Below are 19,545 nucleotides of genomic sequence, written 5' to 3' on the forward strand. Positions count from 1 at the left end.
TTGTCGCAAAAAGAGTAGAATAGGCTTATTATGACTTAAAATATATACGAAGGATGGAAGAGCCAAATGTCTAAACAGCAAATCGGTGTCATTGGTATGGCCGTAATGGGCAAAAATCTTGCTCTTAATATCGAAAGTAGAGGATTTACAGTTTCTGTATTCAACCGTTCTCGTGAGAAGACAGATGAACTAATGAAGGAAGCAGCGGACAAAAATCTTGTTCCGACTTATACAATTGAAGAGTTTGTGCAATCATTGGAAGTGCCTCGCAAAATTTTGATTATGGTACAAGCAGGCGCAGGCACGGATGCGACGATCGATTCACTTGTTCCGCATCTTGCTCCAGGGGATATTATTATCGACGGCGGGAATGCATACTTCCCAGATACACAGCGTCGCAGCAAGGAGCTTGAGGCTAAAGGCTTCCGCTTTATCGGCACAGGCGTATCCGGCGGTGAGGAGGGAGCGCTTAAGGGCCCTTCCATTATGCCAGGCGGACAAAAATCAGCTTACGAGCTTGTTGAGCCGATTTTGACAGCTATATCTGCTAAGGTAGGCGAAGATGCTTGCTGTACTTATATTGGGCCGGACGGTGCGGGCCATTATGTGAAAATGGTTCACAACGGTATTGAATACGGCGACATGCAGCTTATTTGCGAAGCTTACGACCTTCTCAAAAATGTACTGGATGTTAGCGCTGAAGAGCTTCATGAAATTTTCTCCGACTGGAATAAAGGAGAGCTTGACAGTTACTTAATTGAAATTACAAGAGATATTTTCTCCAAATATGATCCTGAGACCGGCAAGCCGATGGTGGATGTTATTCTTGACTCTGCTGGCCAAAAGGGCACAGGCAAATGGACAAGCCAAAGCTCACTTGATCTTGGCGTGCCGCTTTCCATTATTACAGAATCCGTATTTACCCGCTTCCTGTCCGCTATGAAGGAAGAGCGCGTAGCTGCCAGCAAAGTGCTTAGCGGACCAGCTAAAGTTCCATTCCAAGGCGACCGTGCAGCATTTATCGAGTCTGTGCGCAAGGCGCTGTTTGCAAGTAAGATTTGCTCCTACGCGCAAGGCTTCGCGCAAATGCGTGCAGCTTCTGAAGAATACAACTGGGATCTTCGCTACGGCGAGATCGCGATGATCTTCCGCGGCGGCTGCATTATTCGCGCACGCTTCCTGCAAAACATCAAGGATGCTTATGACCGCGATCCTGAGCTGCGCAATTTGCTGCTTGACCCTTACTTTAAGGATGTTGTTGAATCCTACCAGGGCGCATGGCGCGAAGTTGTATCCGTAGCCGTTGCAAACGGCGTGCCTGTTCCTGCATTTGCAAGCGCACTGGCCTATTTCGACAGCTACCGCACAGAACGTCTGCCGGCCAATCTGCTGCAAGCTCAGCGCGATTACTTTGGCGCTCATACATTCAAGCGTGTGGATAAGGAAGGCACTTTCCATTTCAACTGGCTGCAAGATTAAGCTTCATTGTTTAGGAGGACGCTGGATGCCTCGGATAGCCATTCTCGCATTTGATTGGCATCCAGCGAGTTATTGTTGCCTCGTTGAATTAGGCATAATGCCGCCTCCGCATAAGCGTGAAAGCTTTGAATTAAGCGTAGCTGCGGGAGATCCAGTAGAGCTGGGTCCTCGTCAGCTACTCTTTTTTTTATACACTGAAGCAGCCAGATAACATCATTGCGACAAAGCGGATGATCGGCATCGAGCAAACTGTTTATATGTCGTTTTGTTTCATTCATTGTGTGAATGCTCTCCTTTCCTATTTTTTTGTTCGTAAATATTTTTAGCGTGTATTATCATAAATACGACATAATTAGCTTTTTTATACCCTGGTCCTAAAAAAAATGATATGATGTACATAAGTCGGCGATAGCCATTTATCCTTGAAATACAGGAAAGTATATGTTTTTGTTAAGGGAGAATAAGCACATGGGCAATGAAGGGCTTCGTAATATTATTTTGGTTGGTTTTATGGGCACGGGCAAGTCAACCGTCGGAGCTTTGCTTGCTAAGCAGCTTGGCTGGGAAAACGTTGACGTCGATGCCGAAATCGTACAGTCAGAAGGCCGTGCTATAGCTGATATATTTGAAAAAGACGGAGAAGCGGCGTTTCGAGCAATCGAAACAGCTGTGCTGGAGAAGCTTCTTACCGATTCGCGCAAGCTTATTATTGCGGCTGGCGGAGGCGCAGTGCTTGCTGAACGCAATCGCGAGCTGATGCTGAAGCATGGGCTTGTCGTAGCTCTAACAGCAACTGCTGAGCAAATCGTCGAAAGAGTGAAGCATGATACGGCAAGGCCTCTGCTGCAAGGAGACGTTAAGGCAAGAGTCGAACATCTAATGGAGCAGCGCAAGCATGCCTATGATTTCGCGCCTGTCGCTGTTGATACGACTGCCAGGAGTGCTGCCGAGGTCGCAGCTGCCATAACCGAACAGCTTGAGACGAGAATACAACTATAATTGGGCAAAGGGGAATTGTTACAATGGATGTAATCGTTACACCAACACCTAAACTTAGCGGAGAATTGCAGGCACTCTCCTCCAAAAACTATACAACGCGCTACTTGCTTGTTGCAGCGCTTGCAGAAGGAACGAGCACGATTTACTATCCTGCGCATAGCGAGGATAGTGATGCAATGCGCCGTTGTATTCGCGATCTTGGGGCAATTATTGAAGAGGATGATGAGAAAATTGTCATTACTGGCTTTGGACGGAATCCGAAGCCGGCAGCGCAGCTTGACGTAGGCAACGCGGGTGCGGTGCTGCGGTTTTTAATGGCCATTGCCTCGCTTTGCCCTGATCTTACATTCATTAATCGTTACCCGGATTCGCTTGGCAAAAGGCCGCATCATGATTTGATCGAATCTTTAGAGAGCATGGGAGTCACAATTGAACATAATGAGGGCAAGCTGCCTATTACAATTAAGGGCGGACAGCCAAAGGGCGGACATATTAAAGTATCCGGTAATATCAGCTCGCAGTTTTTGAGCGCTTTGCTGTTCCTGACGCCGCTGCTTGAAGAGGACAGCGAAATAGAAGTGCTTCATGATTTGAAATCGAAGGTTGTCGTTGGCCAAACGCTTGAAGTATTGGAGCAGGCAGGTATCGTTATCCATGCTTCCGACGATTACATGAGCTTCCGCGTTCCAGGCAAGCAAAGCTACGCAGCAAAAACATACAGTGTGCAGGGCGATTACCCGGGTTCAGCAGCACTATTGGCGGCAGCGGCTGTCACACAATCCGAAGTACGGATCCATCGACTTGAAGAAAACAGCAAGCAAGGCGAGCGTGCTGTTATCGATGTGCTTAAGGCAATGGAAGTGCCGCTAACGCAAAAAGGCGGCATTGTAGATGTGAAAGGCAACGGCAAGCTGAAGGCTGTCGAATTCGATGGCGATCATTTTACGGACGCTGTTTTGGCAATGGTAGCTGCAGCAGTATTTGCCGAAGGCACATCACGTTTTTATAATGTAGAAAATTTACGTTATAAGGAATGCGATAGAATCACAGACTATTTGAATGAGCTGCGCAAAGCAGGCGCTGATGTAGAAGAACGTCAAAGTGAAATTATAGTGCACGGCAAGCCGGAAGGTGTTGAGGGCGGCGTTGAAATCAACGCACATTACGATCACCGCGTTATTATGGCGCTGACTGTAGTAGGCCTTCGTGCAAAAGCTCCGATACGGATACGTGATGCGCATCATGTAGCGAAATCTTATCCAATTTTCTTTGACCATATGAAGGCATTGGGTGCCAAGGTGGAATGGGTTGAGTAGCTTACATCAAATTTAAGAGGTGAGAAGGATGGCATTTGAAAACCCGGATCGTACGCAAATAAAAAAGATTTTGCAGGAGAGCTCGGTAATTGCTGTAGTAGGCTTATCAGATAAGTCTCATCGCACTTCTTATATGGTTTCACAAGCTATGCAGGCAAAAGGCTATAAGATTATTCCGGTTAATCCGAATGCTACAAGCATTTTGGGTGAAGTCTGCTATCCATCATTAAGCGATATTCCTGTCAAAGTGGATATTGTCAATGTATTTCGCCGTAGTGAATATACGCCTGAAATCGCTAGGGAAGCTGTAAAAGCTGGGGTTAAAACACTATGGCTTCAACTTGGCGTTTTCAATGAAGAAACCGCACAAATCGCATTGGACGGCGGACTTACGGTCATTATGGACCGCTGCATTAAGGTAGAGGACTCGATACTCCTGCCGCATGGCAAGGAAACCTAGCCCTGTTTGCCTTATGGATATGGAGGAAAGAGAGGATACGGGGAGTCGTGCAGGCTCGCCCGTATCTTTGTTTCCTTTGACATTGAGCGAGGATGCGATTATTATCGTATTGTCAATACAGAAGTCTAATAGTAAAGGAGGGTTTGAATGGCGTTTATAGGTAATCTGCAGCAGCTTGGCAGAGCTTTTATGCTGCCGATGATCGTATTGCCTGGCGCGGCTTTGTTTATGAGTTTAAGCAAGCTGCCGTGGGAATATATCGGCTTGCCAGGTCTATCCTCGCATTTACTGGCTGCAAGTGAAGCTATTTTTTTGTTTTTGCCTTATATATTTGCGCTTGGGATATCGTTAGGCTTAACGGGAAATGCGCTATCCGCTGGTATTGCATCGATAGTAGGAATGATTATTTATTACGGAATAACGAATTCGGCAAATCCCGAAATAGAGCCAACTGTTTTGATCGGGGCGATCATAGGCATTATTGCGGGCTACAGCCATGAGCGGTTTAAAAGCTTGCGATTGCCTGAATATATTCAGTTTTTTGGCGGGCCGCGCTTCGTTCCGTTATTTGTCAGTTTTATTTCCTTGCTATTTTCGATCGGAATGATAAATATTGCGCCATTTCTCCAAAACATACTAGTTGATCTCGGAGAGATCGTTGCTTCTGGCGATGGATTTGGCGTGTTCTTATATGGATTTGTACATCGGATACTTGTAGTATTCGGACTGCATCATTTAGTCAGCCATGTATTCTGGTTTCAAATTGGCGGCTATGAAACAGCTTCCGGTACGATGGTTTATGGTGATTTGCCGCGTTTTTTTGCGGGGGATCTTTCAGCCGGAGCTTTCATGGCAGGCTTATATCCAACGATGATGTTCGCATTGCCGGCAATTGCATTTGCGATTATTCATGAGGCGCGTGAAGATTTAAAGCCCAAAATTAGAAAAACGTTTTTTTATGCTGCTCTTGCTTCCTTCTTGACCGGCGTTTCCGAGCCGGTAGAATTTGCGTTTTTGTTCGTCGCTCCATACCTTTATGTCGTTCACTCTATATTGTCCGGTATCATTATGTGGGTAACGTATGAACTGGGTATTTTGCACGGCTTTTCATTTTCAGCGGGAGCGATTGATTTTATAATTAACGAGCATTTGGCTACAAGAGGCTGGCTCATTATTCCGATTGGCATCGTTGTCTTCATGGTCTATTACTTTCTGTTTCGCTGGGCGATCCGAAGGTTTAGAATACCGACGCCTGGCCGTGAAGAAGGCTCGCAGCTTGAGGATTGGGCAGGCGATATACCATACCGCGCTCCGCTTATTCTGCAGGCTATCGGCGGCAAACAAAATATCGTTCAAATGGAATCCTGCATAACGCGGCTGAGGCTCAAGCTATCCAACGAGAAGGATATCGACGTCAATGCGCTGCGCAATCTTGGTGCAGCGGGAGTTATCAGGCTCGGTGGAGGCCATGTGCAGGTCGTGTTCGGCACCTATTCCGAGCTGATCCGTGAAGAGATGATTAAGACGATTCACCGCGATCAAGCGCAAGTGCTGTTCCATTCGCCTATGCAAGGGAAAATGATCCCGCTGGAAGAAGTGCCGGACCCTATTTTTTCCGGTAAGCTCGTAGGCGACGGAGTCGCGTTTATACCAGATAAAGGGGAGCTGGTTTCTCCTGTCCAGGGAGAGGTCATTCATATTTATCCTACGATGCATGCGATCGGGATTCGCACTCCGGAAGGGCTGGAGGTGCTTATGCATATTGGGATAGATACATCACAGCTGAAGGGCGGAGGCTTCTTCCAAGCGCTAGTCAAGGAAGGCGATGAAGTAATGCCGGGCACGATGCTGATAAAATTCAATTTGCACCGAATACGACAGGAAGGCAAGTCGCTTGCCACGCCGATGGTCATTACTAATTCTGATCGTGTTCGTTCATGGCGGTTCGCTCCTTTTAAAGCAGTCAAAAAGGGACAATCTTCTGTTATGTCAGTTGTACTTAAAGAGAGCAATAGTGGAGGGGAAACAGAATGATTCAAGGGATAGGGGCGTCTTCAGGAATCGCTATCGGAAGAACATTCGTACTGCCTAACTGGGAGTGGGAAGTGCCGGAACAACAAATTGATGTAGCTGATTTTGCTAAAGAATTTGATCGTGTCTACGAAGGGATTCGCACATCCAAAGTTGAAATCGAGCAAATTAAGGACGAGCTGAAGGATGTAGTCGGCTCAAACGAAACGATGATTTTCGATGCGCATATTGCCATTTTGGATGATCCTGTTTTTATGAACGAAATTCAAGGCATTATTCAGCGTCAATATAAAGCGGCAGAGGTTGCTGTAAAGGAAGCTATCGATCATTTTGTCACGATGTTTGATTTGCTGGATGACGATTATATGAAAGATAGAGCGCTGGATATTAAAGATGTAGGCAATCGCCTGCTGAAGCATTTGCTTGGTGCGCCTGAAATTAAACTGCCCTCAGATACGCAGCCTTTCATTTTAATAGCTAAGGAGCTGTCGCCATCCCAGCTGGCGAATTTGAATCAGGACCATGTGCTTGGCATCGTTACGCTGGCGGGCAGTACAACCTCCCATACGGCTATCATGGCAAGAGCGTTAGGCATTCCGCTCGTTGTCGGGATAGAAAGTATGCTCGATCGTCCGATACAAACCGGTGAAAAAATTATAATTGATGGCGGGGATGGAGCCGTATTTTTAAATCCTAAAAAGCAGCAAATTACAGAGTATTTGAAAAAACGGGATAAGCAGGACGAGGAAAAAAAGCTGTTATCTCAAATAGCGGATATTCCGTCTGCCACACCGGACGGCAAAAAGCTGAAACTTTCAGCGAATATCAGCTCACTTAAAGAACTGGAAATCGCTCTAACCTGCAGTGCAGACGGAGTCGGACTATTCCGTACAGAATTTTTATATATGGACCGTACAAAGTTTCCGCAAGAGGAAGAGCAGTTTGAAATTTACCGTAAAGTTGCTGAAAGGCTGGAAGGCTCGTCCATCGTTATTCGTACGCTGGATATTGGCGGAGATAAGCAGCTTGATTATTTTCAAACGCCTGAGGAGGATAATCCTTTCCTGGGTTATCGTGCCATACGTATTTCACTTGCCCGAAAGGATTTATTCAAGACACAGCTTAGAGCAATCTTACGAGCGAGCTATTATGGAAATGTCAAAATTATGTACCCGTTGATTACATCTTTGGATGAGGTGCGTGCGGCTAACGCAGTTTTGGAGGAAGCGAAGCGGGAGCTTGAGGAAGAAGGCCATCCCTATGACAGCTCTATTCAAATCGGAGTTATGATAGAGGTGCCAGCAGCGGTTATGATCGCTGACCTGTTGGCTGAGGAGGTCGATTTTTTCAGCATCGGCACAAATGATTTGCTGCAATTCACACTGGCTGTAGACCGCATGAATGAAGAAATAGCTCATTTGTATGAGCCGTTTCATCCAGCAATGCTGCGTATGCTCAAATATACGGTTGAGTCTGCTAAGAAATGCGGCATTCCCGTGTCTGTTTGCGGAGAGCTTGCCGGCAATCCGCTGGCCCTGCCTATTTGGCTTGCACTGGATGTTGACGGCATCAGTATGTCCGCACACTCCATATTGCGAGTTAAAAAACGATTGCTTGATACGTGCCAGTCGGATAGCAAAGAGGTTGTGCAGCAGCTGCTGAGCTGCCGTACTAGCGACGAGATGAAAGCGAGACTGAATGATTTTTTGGCAGCCGTGGACAAGAAGAAGCGATGTGCGCCATTGGCCCATGAGGAACCGTTTCACGGTGAAGTATAAGAACTTTATACGGGTGTAAAACTTGTACATTCTTATATATGAAAAAGAGCGAATGGTTAGCCCATTCGCTCTTTTAAAGCATCTACAAATGCTTTGGCATAAGGAGGCAAGTCGGGAGGCCTGCGCGCAGAGATCAGGTTGCCGTCTTCAACAACAGGCTCATCGAACCAAAGCGCTCCGGCATTTTCCATATCGTCTCTAATGCCTGGGGTAGATGTTACTTTACGTCCGTTCAAAATTTTTGCTGATATAAGCACCCAGCCGGCATGACAGATTTGACCGATCGGCTTATTGGCTTCATCCATATCGCGCACAAGCTGCAAGACAGCCGGATAGCGGCGTAGCTTGTCTGGAGCCCAGCCTCCCGGTACAAGCAGGCCGCTTACGCTGCTGCTGTCTATCTCATCAAAGGAAAGATCTGCAGTAGCGGGCACGCCGTATTTTCCGATATGCGTCTTTCCCTTTTCAGGTCCGGCATACAATACAGTTGCTCCAGCTTCTCTTGTGCGATAAACAGGATACCATAGCTCCAAGTCTTCAAATTCATCATCCAGCAAGCAGATTACGGTTAGGTTTTGTAAGGACATCGTTAGTCTCCTCTCCTCAGTCTTTCTCTATTATTGTAACGAAGGAGGTTATAGGAAGCAAATGCCTGCTTATAACGAATATCGCAATAATGATACAACTACTGTGAAAAGCAAAGGGAAACGGATATTCAGGTTTATTCCCGCATTGTTATGGATGACAGTTATTTTTGTTCTATCTTCGCGCACAGGCGACGAGATCGATACGGTTTTGCCTTTTTTCCAATCGTTTATGCCTTGGATTTCTGATTTTAACTGGGGACATTATATCGCTTATTTTATATTGGCTCTGACGTTTGATTTTGCACTCGGAAAAAAAGCGAATCGTTTTGTTTGGAAAATTGCAATCGTGCTTCTATGCGGCTTGTATGGAATTACAGACGAATGGCATCAATCATTTGTTGGCGGCCGCATGATGGACCCTGTCGATGTACGCAATGATATGATCGGAGCTGCTGTTTTTGTCGCGGTTATCGCTATTCCTCCGTTGCAAAGGGCATGGTCAAGGCTAAAAGGCTAGTAAAAGACAGGTTCAGCATGCTGTGAAAAAAATTTTTTTGAATAGTAAAAATTACATATCGCAAACAAGCAGGAATTTTGCCGAATCAGGTCGAATGTTTCACTCATCGCATTGTGTTTAATGAGCCACAGTTATGCTGTGCTCGCAAGAAGGAGTGATACCATTGCAAAAACAATGTCATTGCGGCGACATAATGTCCATTAAGTTGCGAACTGTAATTTATTCTGGAAAGGTAGAAATCGGCAACGTGCCTATTTATTCTTGCCAGGCTTGTCAAAGAAGTGAGGTTATTCCGCAAGTAAAGCCGGATTTGACTGGATTGATCGCTCAGCTCGGCTCAACGCCTGAAAAACAATCTTTTTTGTTTAACGAGTGTAATGAATGGGCAGATTTATTAGTAGAGGCAAAAGAACAAAAGCGTAGAATTAGTGAAAGTGAGGTAGAAGCACTCACAGAACACCGCGTGAATGCTTTGCTTGATTTATATTTATTGGCGCAGTCACTGCAGGATAAAAATTGGATTAAGGATCTGTCAAAACGTTTGGAGCAGCTAAGCCGCAGCAAGCAAACTACATAGACTGGCTTTCTGAAGCCGGACATACAGATTTAAAATCATATACATAATGTTCGTATCTTATCACACTTAAAAAACCGTACGTCCAACAGATAGGAATAGGAAATGATGTAGTCCTGGTCATTGCTCGTAAATATCAGACAAGCATAATTTGTAACAATTCATAGTCGAATTGATAGCTAACATTGCGAAAAGTAATATTTTGTCGTATCATTAACGGTAACATACGGCGAACGTATCAACAAAATCTGATGTAATGGAGAGAAGGATCGTGACGGTAACCATTTATGATGTAGCAAGAGAAGCTGGCGTATCTATGGCGACGGTTTCCAGGGTTGTAAACAACAATCCGAACGTTAAGCCTGCCACACGTAAAAAAGTATATGAAGCGATTGAACGGCTAGGCTATCGTCCGAACGCCGTCGCTCGCGGTCTTGCGAGCAAGAAGACGACTACAGTAGGCGTAGTAATTCCGGATATATCCAATGCTATATTCGCAGAGGTAGCAAGAGGTATTGAGGATATCGCGAATATGTATCATTATAATATTATTTTGTGCAACGCGGATAAGAAGAAGGAGAAAGAGATCCGTGTTATCAACACGCTTCTGGAGAAACAGGTAGACGGTTTGCTGTTTATGGGAGGCGCTGTTACCGAAGAGCATCAGCAAGCTTTCAAAACATCCAATGTGCCAATCGTGCTATGTGCTACTTCGGATGAAAGTGAAGAAATTCCTTCAGTCGATATTGATCATGAGGCAGCGGCATACGATGCTGTTATGAACTTGATCTCTAACGGGCACAAAAGAATTGCGATGATTAGCGGAACTTTGCAGGATCCGGCTAACGGATATGCTAGATTCCAAGGCTATAAGCGCGCACTCGAATCATCCGGTATTGCCTATGACGAATCATTGGTTCGCATCGGCAATTACAGATATGAGTCTGGCGCAGAGGCGATGAAGTATTTTATCGATATGGACAAGCGTCCTACAGCTGTGTTTTCTGCAACGGACGAGATGGCGATTGGCGCCATTCACTGCATCCAGGATAGCGGCCTGAGCGTGCCATCTGATATATCAGTTATCAGTGTAGACAATAGCCGTATGGCGTCTATGGTTCGCCCTCAGCTGACGGCGGTGGCGCAGCCGATGTATGACATTGGCGCGGTATCGATGCGGCTGCTTACGAAACTGATGAAGAAAGAGCATGTAGAGCAATCCAAGGTTGTTCTGCCGCATGATTTGATTGCAAGACAATCGGTTAAAACTGTGTAAAACATTATAAAGCAGCCCGGTCAATTTAATGACTGAGGCTGCTTTTTTGTTCCTATTTCTTATATTTAAGCGTGATACAACGGTAAACGTACCCCGAAGAAACCGATGGCAAACTCAGTTTTGTGGAACGAGCACTCACGAGCTAAGCTAACTGCATTACCTGTGCTTAGTTTTAAGAAATTTGGCTTTTTAGTGATTCTAAGGGGAAAAACTGCATTTAGTTTGGCTTAATCGTAAAATGCAGGGACATTCAATAAAACTAGATACATGAAATCCATTAAGAATCTTTTTTTCGATAGAAAAGGGTGAATCTAGATGGACAAAGTGTTCTAAGTATGTACTTAGAATATACTGAGAATGTACTGAGTCTATACTAAGTATGTTTTTAGAATATACTGAGAATGTACTGAGTCTGTCCTAAGTATGTTTTTAGTTACCACGAGCAATTGTCCATCCATTTTGTAACGAATCCTAACGACGCTATTTCGCATAAAATGCCCCTTTTGAAAATCTAACGCATCGTGGGGACGCTATCTGTGAATAAATGCTCATTTGAGCAGCGTTTTACAGCCAATAAGCATGCTACGATTCGTTACAAATTTAAAACAAGCTTTTTTGGCATAATAGCGCTGCTAGCATTCGTTAGAGCTTCAAAAAGAGTTTTCCAACAGCCCGACAAATTCCACTTGGACAAACAAAGAAACAGTATTGTAGATCGATTACTCCTCGTGCTATCGATTACCAGTAGGGTGGAGGTTAATTGTGGATAAGTTTTAAGCAATCGAAAGGGATGTTACTACGATCAAGTTTGGGATTCCCACCGCTGTTATAGTCCCATTTTTTTGATGAAATAACCCCTGTAAAGGATAAAATTGGCCTACAAAGACGGACGCTGCCGCTTCTCCATTTCCCATCTTGCTCTTCCTTTTCCTTTCTTTTTGCTTGCCAATAGTTGCCCACAATTAATTGACACCCTTACCAAAGTCGCGAATCTGTCATAAACATCGTTTTCAAAAATGTAACGGTTGCCATTGTCGCTTATCCGCCTCAAAAGTCGTTTTCAAAGATCTAACGGTTCTAGACGAGCTTAATTGCCTCAAAAAAGGTGAAATAAGCTAAAAGTTCACAGATAGCGCTGCTGGCAACCGTTACAAATTCAAAACTGCTATTTTTGGCAAATTAACGCTTCCTGCAACCGTTACAGTTTTCGCCCATCGCTTACTCCACATGCTTATGAACAGCCAGAATGCGAATCGCCACGATCAAGCATATTTTTGTGAAAAGTTGCAGATAGCCTGCTGTGCGCCGCTAGCGTTGGGCAGATTTAAGCCGAATAGCGCTTCCAGGACTCATTAGCGGGATGGAGCTGGACATGCAACTCGGCTAAATATCGGCTAAATATCTTGTATAACTATAGCTTGTGTCGCTCTATTTTTTTGTTCGATTTGCTCGCGCCGCGGAATTTCACCGATGACCTCCGGCGGATCGAACCAATCGTCAGGAAGCTCAAATGGGCTGTAAGGCTGCCATTTTTTGAGCCACTGGGCAGGGAGCGGGTGAGTCGATTGATGCGAAGCCCCTGCAGCCATAATCGGCTGATCCTGCATCTCCAGCCATACGAGCGACCACGCGCGGGGCACGACACGCCATATGTCATATCCGCCTCCGCCAAGAGCAATCCATCGCCCAGCTGTATATTGATGAGCGAGTTGATGAATAATCGCCGGTATTGCATGATATATATTCATACTGCAATGCAAGTGTGAGAGCGGATCGAATGCATGCGCGTCGCAGCCGTGCTGGCTTATAATAACATCCGGCTTGAAATGCTCAATGACGCGATGCAGCGTTACTGTAAACGATTCGAGCCAAGAGTCATCCTCGGTATAAGGCTCGAGCGGCACGTTGAAGCAGGTTCCAAAGCCGTGATCATTGCCTTTTTCGTAAACATAGCCTGTGCCTGGAAATAAAAATTTGCCCGTCTCGTGAATGGAATAGGTGCAAACATAAGGATCATTGTAAAAAATCCATTGCACGCCGTCGCCATGATGGACGTCGGTATCGATATATAATACTTTGGCGCCGTAAGTATGACGAATATGCTCGATCGCTATAGCGGCATCGTTATAGACGCAGAAGCCCGCAGCGCGCTCTGGGAAGGCGTGGTGCAATCCTCCGGAGACGTGATAGGCATGAAGCGTCTCGCCGCTCATAACGGCATCTGCGGCCGCGACAGAGCCTGCTACAATTGCACTGGCCGCCTCGTGTATGCCGTGGAAGGAAGGAGTATCCTCTGTGCCCAGCCCATACTTATCGATGAATGAAGCGGTTTCAATATTATCATCGGTGACGCTGACATGCTTTACGGCATCAATGTAATCTTTTCGGTGAACGAGCGTAAGCTTACTGTCATCCTGCAGAAGCTTAGGCACAACAATATCTTGATCAGAAAGCATATTCATAGATTTGAGCAAATCCATCGTCAGGACAGCGCGTATCGGATTAAAAGGATGATCTTCGTTAAATTTATAATCTTTTGTAGCGGGATGATGAAAAAATAATGCATTAGCTGACATTCGCAACACAATTCCTTTCCCTAGATTCAATACATGAATCTTCGTTGAAATCGAAGTTGATCGAACTTTTCAATAGAGCTCATTGGCACTTCTTTACCGATCCGTACCATAAGGCAATTGGCGGGATGAGAGCAAATTTCCGGATCATCGGTTGCATGCCACGTCATGCCAACAGACTGCATCAGCCTCTCCATCATTTTTCGATAGTCCCAAACATTCATTTTTGTTCCTTCCAAATCCCAATGCCAATAATATTCTGTCGCAAAAACAATGGCATTTTCCAGCTGTTCCTCGGCGAATGCCATTTGAACCATTCGTTTTCCAAGACCGTAGGAGCGGTAATCCTTCGCAACCTCGACAGCCCCAAGCTCGATCAGGTCTACCATATTGCCCTTGGACCAGCGCTCAAGCTCGTCTGGATAATGAAAGGTTATATATCCAACGATAGTATCGTTTTCGCGCACCGCAATAATGCGGCCTTCCTCTAGGCCGGCAATCTCGACAAGCGCTTCAAGCTGATCTGCGGGCCTGCGAAAAGCATCCAGCGAGGAATGTATGGATAATTTCGCCAGCTGCTCGGCAGGAATAGGTCCTTCTATCACTAGTTCGCGATTGTCGGACAAAGAAATCGTACTGCGTTGCAAACGTTTACGATGCTCCAAAGTGATTTTCCCCTCTCACAAATAATTTGCAACTTCATTAGCTAATAAGAGTGATTTGTGTAAATTTATCCCCTAATATTGTTTATAGCAAACATTTAGACAAATGAAAAGCGTAGTCGAGATGAATTCGATTGTGGTATAATAGAAAAGGTGGATGTAAGCGTATTCTTGTTCACAATATTGTGACAGATATTACAGGAGAGTGATCGAATGACTAATTTGCATCAGGAGCGACTAGAAGTAACGGCTCAAAATCCAAATTTGCCAAGTTATGAAGCTGCAAGAGAAACATTCAACTGGGAATCCGTAGAGAAAGAGTTCAGTTGGTATGAGACGGGCAAAGTAAACATGGCCTATGAAGCGATTGATCGTCATCTTGAGCAAGGAAGAGGCAGTAAAACTGCATTGCTTTATAGTGATAATGAGCGTAATGAGTCTTATACGTTCGAACAAATAAGCAAACAATCGAATCGATTTGCCAATGTGCTCCGCAAACTGAACATTCAAAAGAGCGAGCGTGTATTTGTATTTATGCCTCGTACTCCTGAACTCTACTTCAGCGTTTTCGGCATTCTTAAAGTGGGCGCTGTTGTCGGTCCGTTGTTTGAGGCGTTTATGGAGCAGGCTGTCAAGGACCGCTTAAAGGATAGCGAAGCAGTTGCTATCGTTACTACGCCTGCCCTTTTAGCAAGAATTAAGCGAGACGAGCTGCCGCTTCTCAAGCATGTCATCGTTGTTGGCGACGATATAGCAGAGGAAGACGGAATAGTTGATTTCAAGAAAGAGATGGCCGCTGCTTCGGAAGAAGCGCATATCGAGTGGCTGGGACGCGAGGATGGAATGATTCTTCATTACACATCCGGCTCCACTGGCAGCCCGAAAGGCGTATATCATGTACAGAACGCAATGGTTCAGCAAAAGTATACAGGCCGAATCGTTCTCGATTTGAAGGAAGATGATGTATACTGGTGTACAGCCGATCCAGGCTGGGTTACGGGAACAGCATATGGAATATTTGCACCATGGCTGAATGGCGTAACGATGGTAGTCCGCGGCGGACGCTTCAGTCCTTCGGATTGGTACAGTGTATTGCAAAATAATGGCGTAACCGTTTGGTATAGCGCTCCTACAGCTTTCCGCATGCTTATGGGAGCAGGGGATGATCTTACCAAGCAATTCGACCTATCCAAGCTTCGCCATGTGCTTAGCGTTGGCGAGCCTCTTAACCCTGAAGTCGTGCGCTGGGGAATGAAGGTATACAATCAGCGTATTCATGATACTTGGTGGATGACGGAGACGGGAGCGCAGCTAATTTGCAACTATCCTGCCATGGAGATTAAGCCAGGCTCGATGGGCAAGCCAATTCCAGGCGTTGATGCTGCTATCGTTGATGACAGCGGGAATATTATGCCTCCATACAGAATGGGAAATCTTGCCATTAAAACACCATGGCCGGCTATGATGCGGCAGGTATGGAAAAACCCTGCTAAGTATGAGGAATACTTCCATCTGCAGGGCTGGTATATTTCCGGTGATTCGGCTTATATGGATGAAGACGGATATTTCTGGTTCCAAGGCAGAATTGACGATGTTATCAACACCGCTGGCGAGCGGGTGGGGCCATTCGAGGTAGAAAGCAAGCTTGTTGAGCATCCAGCAGTAGCGGAAGCAGGCGTAATCGGCAAGCCGGATCCGATGCGCGGCGAAATTATTAAAGCATTTATTTCCCTGCGTGAAGGCTTCGAGCCATCGGAAGAGCTGAAGCAAGAAATAGCCCAATTCGTAAAAGTTGGTTTAGCAGCTCATGCAGCTCCTCGCGAGATCGAATTTAAAGACAAGTTGCCTAAGACACGAAGCGGTAAAATTATGAGACGTGTCCTTAAAGCTTGGGAGTTGAACCTTCCAACAGGCGACCTGTCAACTATAGAGGACTAATCAAATTATTTCTTTTTACTTATAGAAAGAAGAGCGGCGAGAGGATTTTCCTCTCGCCGCTCTTTATTTTTACGAAGCGATCTTTACCTTATTAGAAGGAGCAGATTCACCGCTGCTGTTTTCAGCCGTTATATAGTAGGTTCCAGTCAGTAAAGGTGAAATATGCTCGAAATTGGTTTGTCCTGTGGAGGCGATTTTAGAAAAATTACCGTTGCTTTCAGGACTGTAATAAATATTGTACTGATACGTTTGTTCAGATATTGGACTTGCAGACCAATTGAGTAAAATGCTCATATCTGATTTCTCATAGCTTAAGCCGGAAGGGGAGGCTGGCAATGGCAATTCTGATGAATTGCCGTCGCCATTGCCATTGCCGTTGTTATTCCCGTTTCCATTGCCATTCCCGCTATTGTTGCTTCCGTTGCCATCTATGCCGCTATTGTCTCCATCGTTGGGATCTGTTGGGTCCGGTATTTCTGGCAGCTTATGCCCATACTCCATAATGGAGCTTGGCGCTGACTCTTTGCCCGATACGTCAACAGCGACTACGTAAAATGCAGCGCTGCTGCCGGCTGGTGCTGCGAAGGTAGCTTTATATTCTTCGTCCAGCAAAATAGAAGAACCTGCTTTTTCGTAATTGCCAGGCAGTAAAGAACGATAAATGCGATACCCGACCACATCTTTGGCTTTGCTGCCTGTGAAGGTTATCGTCAGCTGTCCGCCGCTTTCCTTCATCTGCACATTTGAAGGCGCGTCAGGCGCAGCGCCGTCATCTACGCGCGGATCAACTTTGGAAGGTGCATCCTGCCCGGCATCAGCAGGCAAATAAACGCTCATATTGCGTCTGTTTTTGGCCGGCAGCTTACCTTGAGCCGCTTCAATCTCGTCCATTAGGGCATCGAGCGGCTTTTTACGCTTGATTACAATTTTTTCTTTCAGCATATCCTGAGGCGTCGCATCCTGAGGCACATAGTTGATGCCTTCATAAGAGATATATGACATTTGCACCAAGGCGTCATCTGATTTTTTCGGCAAGTATGCTTTGTTGAACCAATCCGTAACTAGCAAGCCGGATTGACGGGTCAGAGCGGTAGGTAATAGGCCGCTTGCTTTGGATACAGTTGCTTTTACAATGCCGTCCGGCATAGGGAATTTATCTGTATTAAACAATTCTGGCTTAGCCTCTGTCGTTTTATTCATAATTAACGACCAGATTGATCTCGCTCGCGTTCTACCGTTATTAGATAAAGTGTGAATCGGTTTTTCATAGCCGGCCCATACTCCAAGCGTAATATCCGGTGAGAAGCCGACAAACCAGACGTCAGCGTAGCTTTGTGTAGTACCTGTTTTACCTGCAATCGGTATTTTGCTGAACTGTTTGAACTGGCTAGTCAAAGAATGTCCGGAGCCGCTAGGGCTTGTAATAACGCTTCTAAGCATGTCGCCTACAAGGAAAGCAGTTTGTTCAGAGAATACGCGCTTTGGATTATGCTGATGCTCGTATATTACTTTTCCATTGGCGTCGGTAATCTTTTCAATCATATAGGAATCGTTGTACATGCCTTGGTTCGGAATTGAACCGTAAGCGTTGGTCAGCTCTTCGACGGATACGCCGATGCTAAGCCCGCCAAGAACGCCTGTCTGTGCATGATCATCCTGCGGCTGCAGGGTAGTGATGCCCAGCTTTCTTACAAAATCCCAAGCGCCTTTAATCGTTACGTCATCGTTGAAGATTTTGAGCGCCGGCAGGTTGATGGAACGGGCAAGCGCATCTCTGGCAGTAACCAGTCCCGAAAACTTGTTGTTTACGTTCATTGGGATGTGGAAGCCTTTTTGACCGTCCTTCATAACGATGGGAGCATCGTCTATTATGCTAGCAGGCTGGATTAAGCCTTGCTCGATAGCAGGCAAATATGCCGCTAATGTTTTCATCGTGGAGCCGGGCTGACGGGTCATTTGAGTCGCGTAATTAAGCTGCTCTTCATAGAAGTCCCGGCCTTCCAGCATGCTCAGTATAGCGCCTGTGCGGTGATCGATCATTACCGCAGCAATTTGCTCAAGTCCTTTTTCTTTGCTGTACGGAGAGAAATTGTTTTCGTCGTTGCCGATTTCTCTCATTAATGAATAAATATCTTTATCGATTGTTGTATAAATATGATATCCGCCACGGAGCAGCGTCTCGCGCATATTTTCAATCAGCTCGGCATTTTCCTTCTTGCGAAGATCTTCCTTGGTCAGCTCAGGACGCTGCTTAAGCAACAGCACCTCTGCGGCTTGACGCTCAGCTTCAAGCATTAAATAAGGATAGGTGTTATATGCCTTCTCAACAGATGGGGCAATTGAGCCCCTAATATCAAAATTTAAAGCTTCATCATATTGTTCATTCGTTATTCTGCCTGTCTCTAGCATACGGCGAAGTACTAGCTGCTGACGCTGTACAGCGTATGTAAATCCTTTTTCATTGAATTTACCTGAGCCTGTAAATGCAGTATATAGAGATGGCAATTGCGGCAATCCTGCTAAGTATGCGGACTGGGCGATATTAAGTTTGGATAAGTCCTCAATCCCGAATATGCCGCGTGCAGCAGCTTTAATGCCGAATACCTGGTAACCGCTAGAACCGTTGCCGAATGGCATTTTGTTTAAGTAAGCAGCCAAAATTTCTTTCTTGGTAAGGTGGCGTTCCATACGCAAAGCCAGGAAGATCTCTTTAATCTTGCGGCTGTCCGTTTTGTCTAGGCTCAAAAACACGCGTCTTGCCAGCTGCTGTGTCAGCGTACTGCCTCCAGTTTGCGTATCTTCATTAAATAGCTTCTGCTTCACAGCGCGGCCAAGCCCGTTAATATCAACGCCATAATGCTCGAAGAAATTTGTATCCTCAGTCGACAGCAGCGCATCGATAACGGATTGTGGAATTTCATCGTAAGTAATAACAACACGGTCTTCATCAGTGCGGAGCTGGCCAACGAGCGAATTATCATTAAAATAAACGTAGCCAGTCATTGAATATTCGCCGACCTTCTCCTGAATAACCGATTGGGGGCGAATTTCTTCATCCTTGACCAGGGCGGCTACGTATCCGGTTGCAATACCTCCGGCCAGGAGCCCGAAGAATATGCCGAAGAATATAATCCATTTCACTGTAATAAAGGACACAAGTCCAAATGTACGCCATTTACTATACCGCTTTGGCGCAGGTTTTTGTTCCTCTTGCATCTATTAAACTCCTCCTCCAAAATAGCAGTTTCATTATAACACAAATCGTCAAGGGATACAGTTGTCATTGTCGTTTGCTGTAAGTTAGGCCAGCTGCAAATATATATACGCAGTTTTATAGGAAAAAGTTGTAGCCGGT

At 45.6% G+C, this 19,545-nt stretch carries 15 protein-coding genes; 10 read left to right on the top strand and 5 right to left on the bottom strand.

Going from position 1 to position 19,545, the window contains the following annotated elements:
- Positions 1-66 precede the first annotated feature (66 nt).
- On the top strand, positions 67-1,479 hold the full coding sequence (gndA, locus tag ACRRU2_RS01480) for an NADP-dependent phosphogluconate dehydrogenase (RefSeq protein ID WP_432499733.1): 1,413 nt from the start codon (positions 67-69) through the stop codon (positions 1,477-1,479).
- On the opposite strand, the gene ACRRU2_RS01485 is transcribed toward gndA, so the two are convergent.
- Complete coding sequence (locus ACRRU2_RS01485; RefSeq protein WP_331701750.1) at positions 1,476-1,757, bottom strand: hypothetical protein; 282 nt, start codon at positions 1,755-1,757, stop codon at positions 1,476-1,478. The two genes, gndA and ACRRU2_RS01485, sit on opposite strands and share 4 nt — an antisense overlap.
- A 190-nt stretch (positions 1,758-1,947) precedes the next feature.
- Between ACRRU2_RS01485 and ACRRU2_RS01490 the strand changes: the two genes are divergently transcribed.
- From ACRRU2_RS01490 to ptsP, 5 genes are all read left to right on the top strand, one after another.
- Entirely contained in the window at positions 1,948-2,478 is a 531-nt protein-coding gene (locus ACRRU2_RS01490) for a shikimate kinase (protein ID WP_432499734.1), read from the top strand.
- Positions 2,479-2,501: 23 nt separating this feature from the next.
- Complete coding sequence (gene aroA / locus ACRRU2_RS01495; protein ID WP_331701747.1) at positions 2,502-3,794, top strand: 3-phosphoshikimate 1-carboxyvinyltransferase; 1,293 nt, start codon at positions 2,502-2,504, stop codon at positions 3,792-3,794.
- 28 nt (positions 3,795-3,822) lie between these two features.
- Positions 3,823-4,254 (top strand): CoA-binding protein, encoded by a 432-nt coding sequence (locus ACRRU2_RS01500; RefSeq protein ID WP_331701746.1) that lies wholly within the window; start codon positions 3,823-3,825, stop codon positions 4,252-4,254.
- 147 nt (positions 4,255-4,401) lie between these two features.
- A complete protein-coding gene (locus ACRRU2_RS01505) occupies positions 4,402-6,288 on the top strand; it encodes a glucose PTS transporter subunit IIA (RefSeq protein ID WP_432499735.1) in 1,887 nt (628 codons plus the stop codon).
- Positions 6,285-8,063 carry a phosphoenolpyruvate--protein phosphotransferase gene (gene ptsP / locus ACRRU2_RS01510; protein ID WP_331701743.1) on the top strand — a complete coding sequence of 593 codons (1,779 nt, stop codon included), beginning with the start codon at positions 6,285-6,287 and terminating at the stop codon, positions 8,061-8,063. Before ACRRU2_RS01505 ends, ptsP begins: the two co-directional genes overlap by 4 nt.
- A 56-nt stretch (positions 8,064-8,119) precedes the next feature.
- Here the strand turns inward: ptsP and ACRRU2_RS01515 are convergent, their stop codons facing one another.
- On the bottom strand, positions 8,120-8,650 hold the full coding sequence (locus tag ACRRU2_RS01515; protein ID WP_432499736.1) for a type 1 glutamine amidotransferase domain-containing protein: 531 nt from the start codon (positions 8,648-8,650) through the stop codon (positions 8,120-8,122).
- Positions 8,651-8,711: 61 nt separating this feature from the next.
- Here ACRRU2_RS01515 and ACRRU2_RS01520 point away from each other — a divergent pair, with 61 nt between their 5' ends.
- The 3 genes from ACRRU2_RS01520 (at position 8,712) to ccpA (ending at position 11,017) form a co-directional block, all read left to right on the top strand.
- The gene (locus ACRRU2_RS01520) at positions 8,712-9,167 is read left to right on the top strand and encodes a VanZ family protein (RefSeq protein WP_432499737.1); all 456 of its coding nucleotides are present in this window, start codon (positions 8,712-8,714) and stop codon (positions 9,165-9,167) included.
- Between the two features lie 154 nt (positions 9,168-9,321).
- Positions 9,322-9,744, top strand: coding sequence for a hypothetical protein (locus tag ACRRU2_RS01525; RefSeq protein ID WP_432499847.1), 423 nt, complete (start codon positions 9,322-9,324; stop codon positions 9,742-9,744).
- Between the two features lie 268 nt (positions 9,745-10,012).
- Positions 10,013-11,017, top strand: a complete 1,005-nt coding sequence (ccpA, locus tag ACRRU2_RS01530) for a catabolite control protein A (RefSeq protein ID WP_331701770.1) — start codon at positions 10,013-10,015, stop codon at positions 11,015-11,017.
- A 1,394-nt stretch (positions 11,018-12,411) separates the two neighbouring features.
- Here ccpA and ACRRU2_RS01535 read toward each other — a convergent pair.
- On the bottom strand, positions 12,412-13,593 hold the full coding sequence (locus ACRRU2_RS01535; protein ID WP_331701737.1) for an acetoin utilization protein AcuC: 1,182 nt from the start codon (positions 13,591-13,593) through the stop codon (positions 12,412-12,414).
- Between the two features lie 26 nt (positions 13,594-13,619).
- Positions 13,620-14,255 (bottom strand): GNAT family N-acetyltransferase, encoded by a 636-nt coding sequence (locus tag ACRRU2_RS01540; protein ID WP_331701735.1) that lies wholly within the window; start codon positions 14,253-14,255, stop codon positions 13,620-13,622.
- Positions 14,256-14,465: 210 nt separating this feature from the next.
- On the opposite strand from ACRRU2_RS01540, the gene acsA reads away from it, so the two are divergent.
- Entirely contained in the window at positions 14,466-16,190 is a 1,725-nt protein-coding gene (gene acsA / locus ACRRU2_RS01545; protein WP_432499738.1) for an acetate--CoA ligase, read from the top strand.
- A gap of 69 nt (positions 16,191-16,259) precedes the next feature.
- Here acsA and ACRRU2_RS01550 read toward each other — a convergent pair whose 3' ends face one another.
- Positions 16,260-19,406, bottom strand: coding sequence for a transglycosylase domain-containing protein (locus ACRRU2_RS01550; protein WP_432499739.1), 3,147 nt, complete (start codon positions 19,404-19,406; stop codon positions 16,260-16,262).
- Positions 19,407-19,545: the final 139 nt, after the last annotated feature.

It is taken from the genome of Paenibacillus sp. GXUN7292 (genome assembly GCF_050864975.1).
Taxonomy (GTDB): domain Bacteria; phylum Bacillota; class Bacilli; order Paenibacillales; family Paenibacillaceae; genus Pristimantibacillus.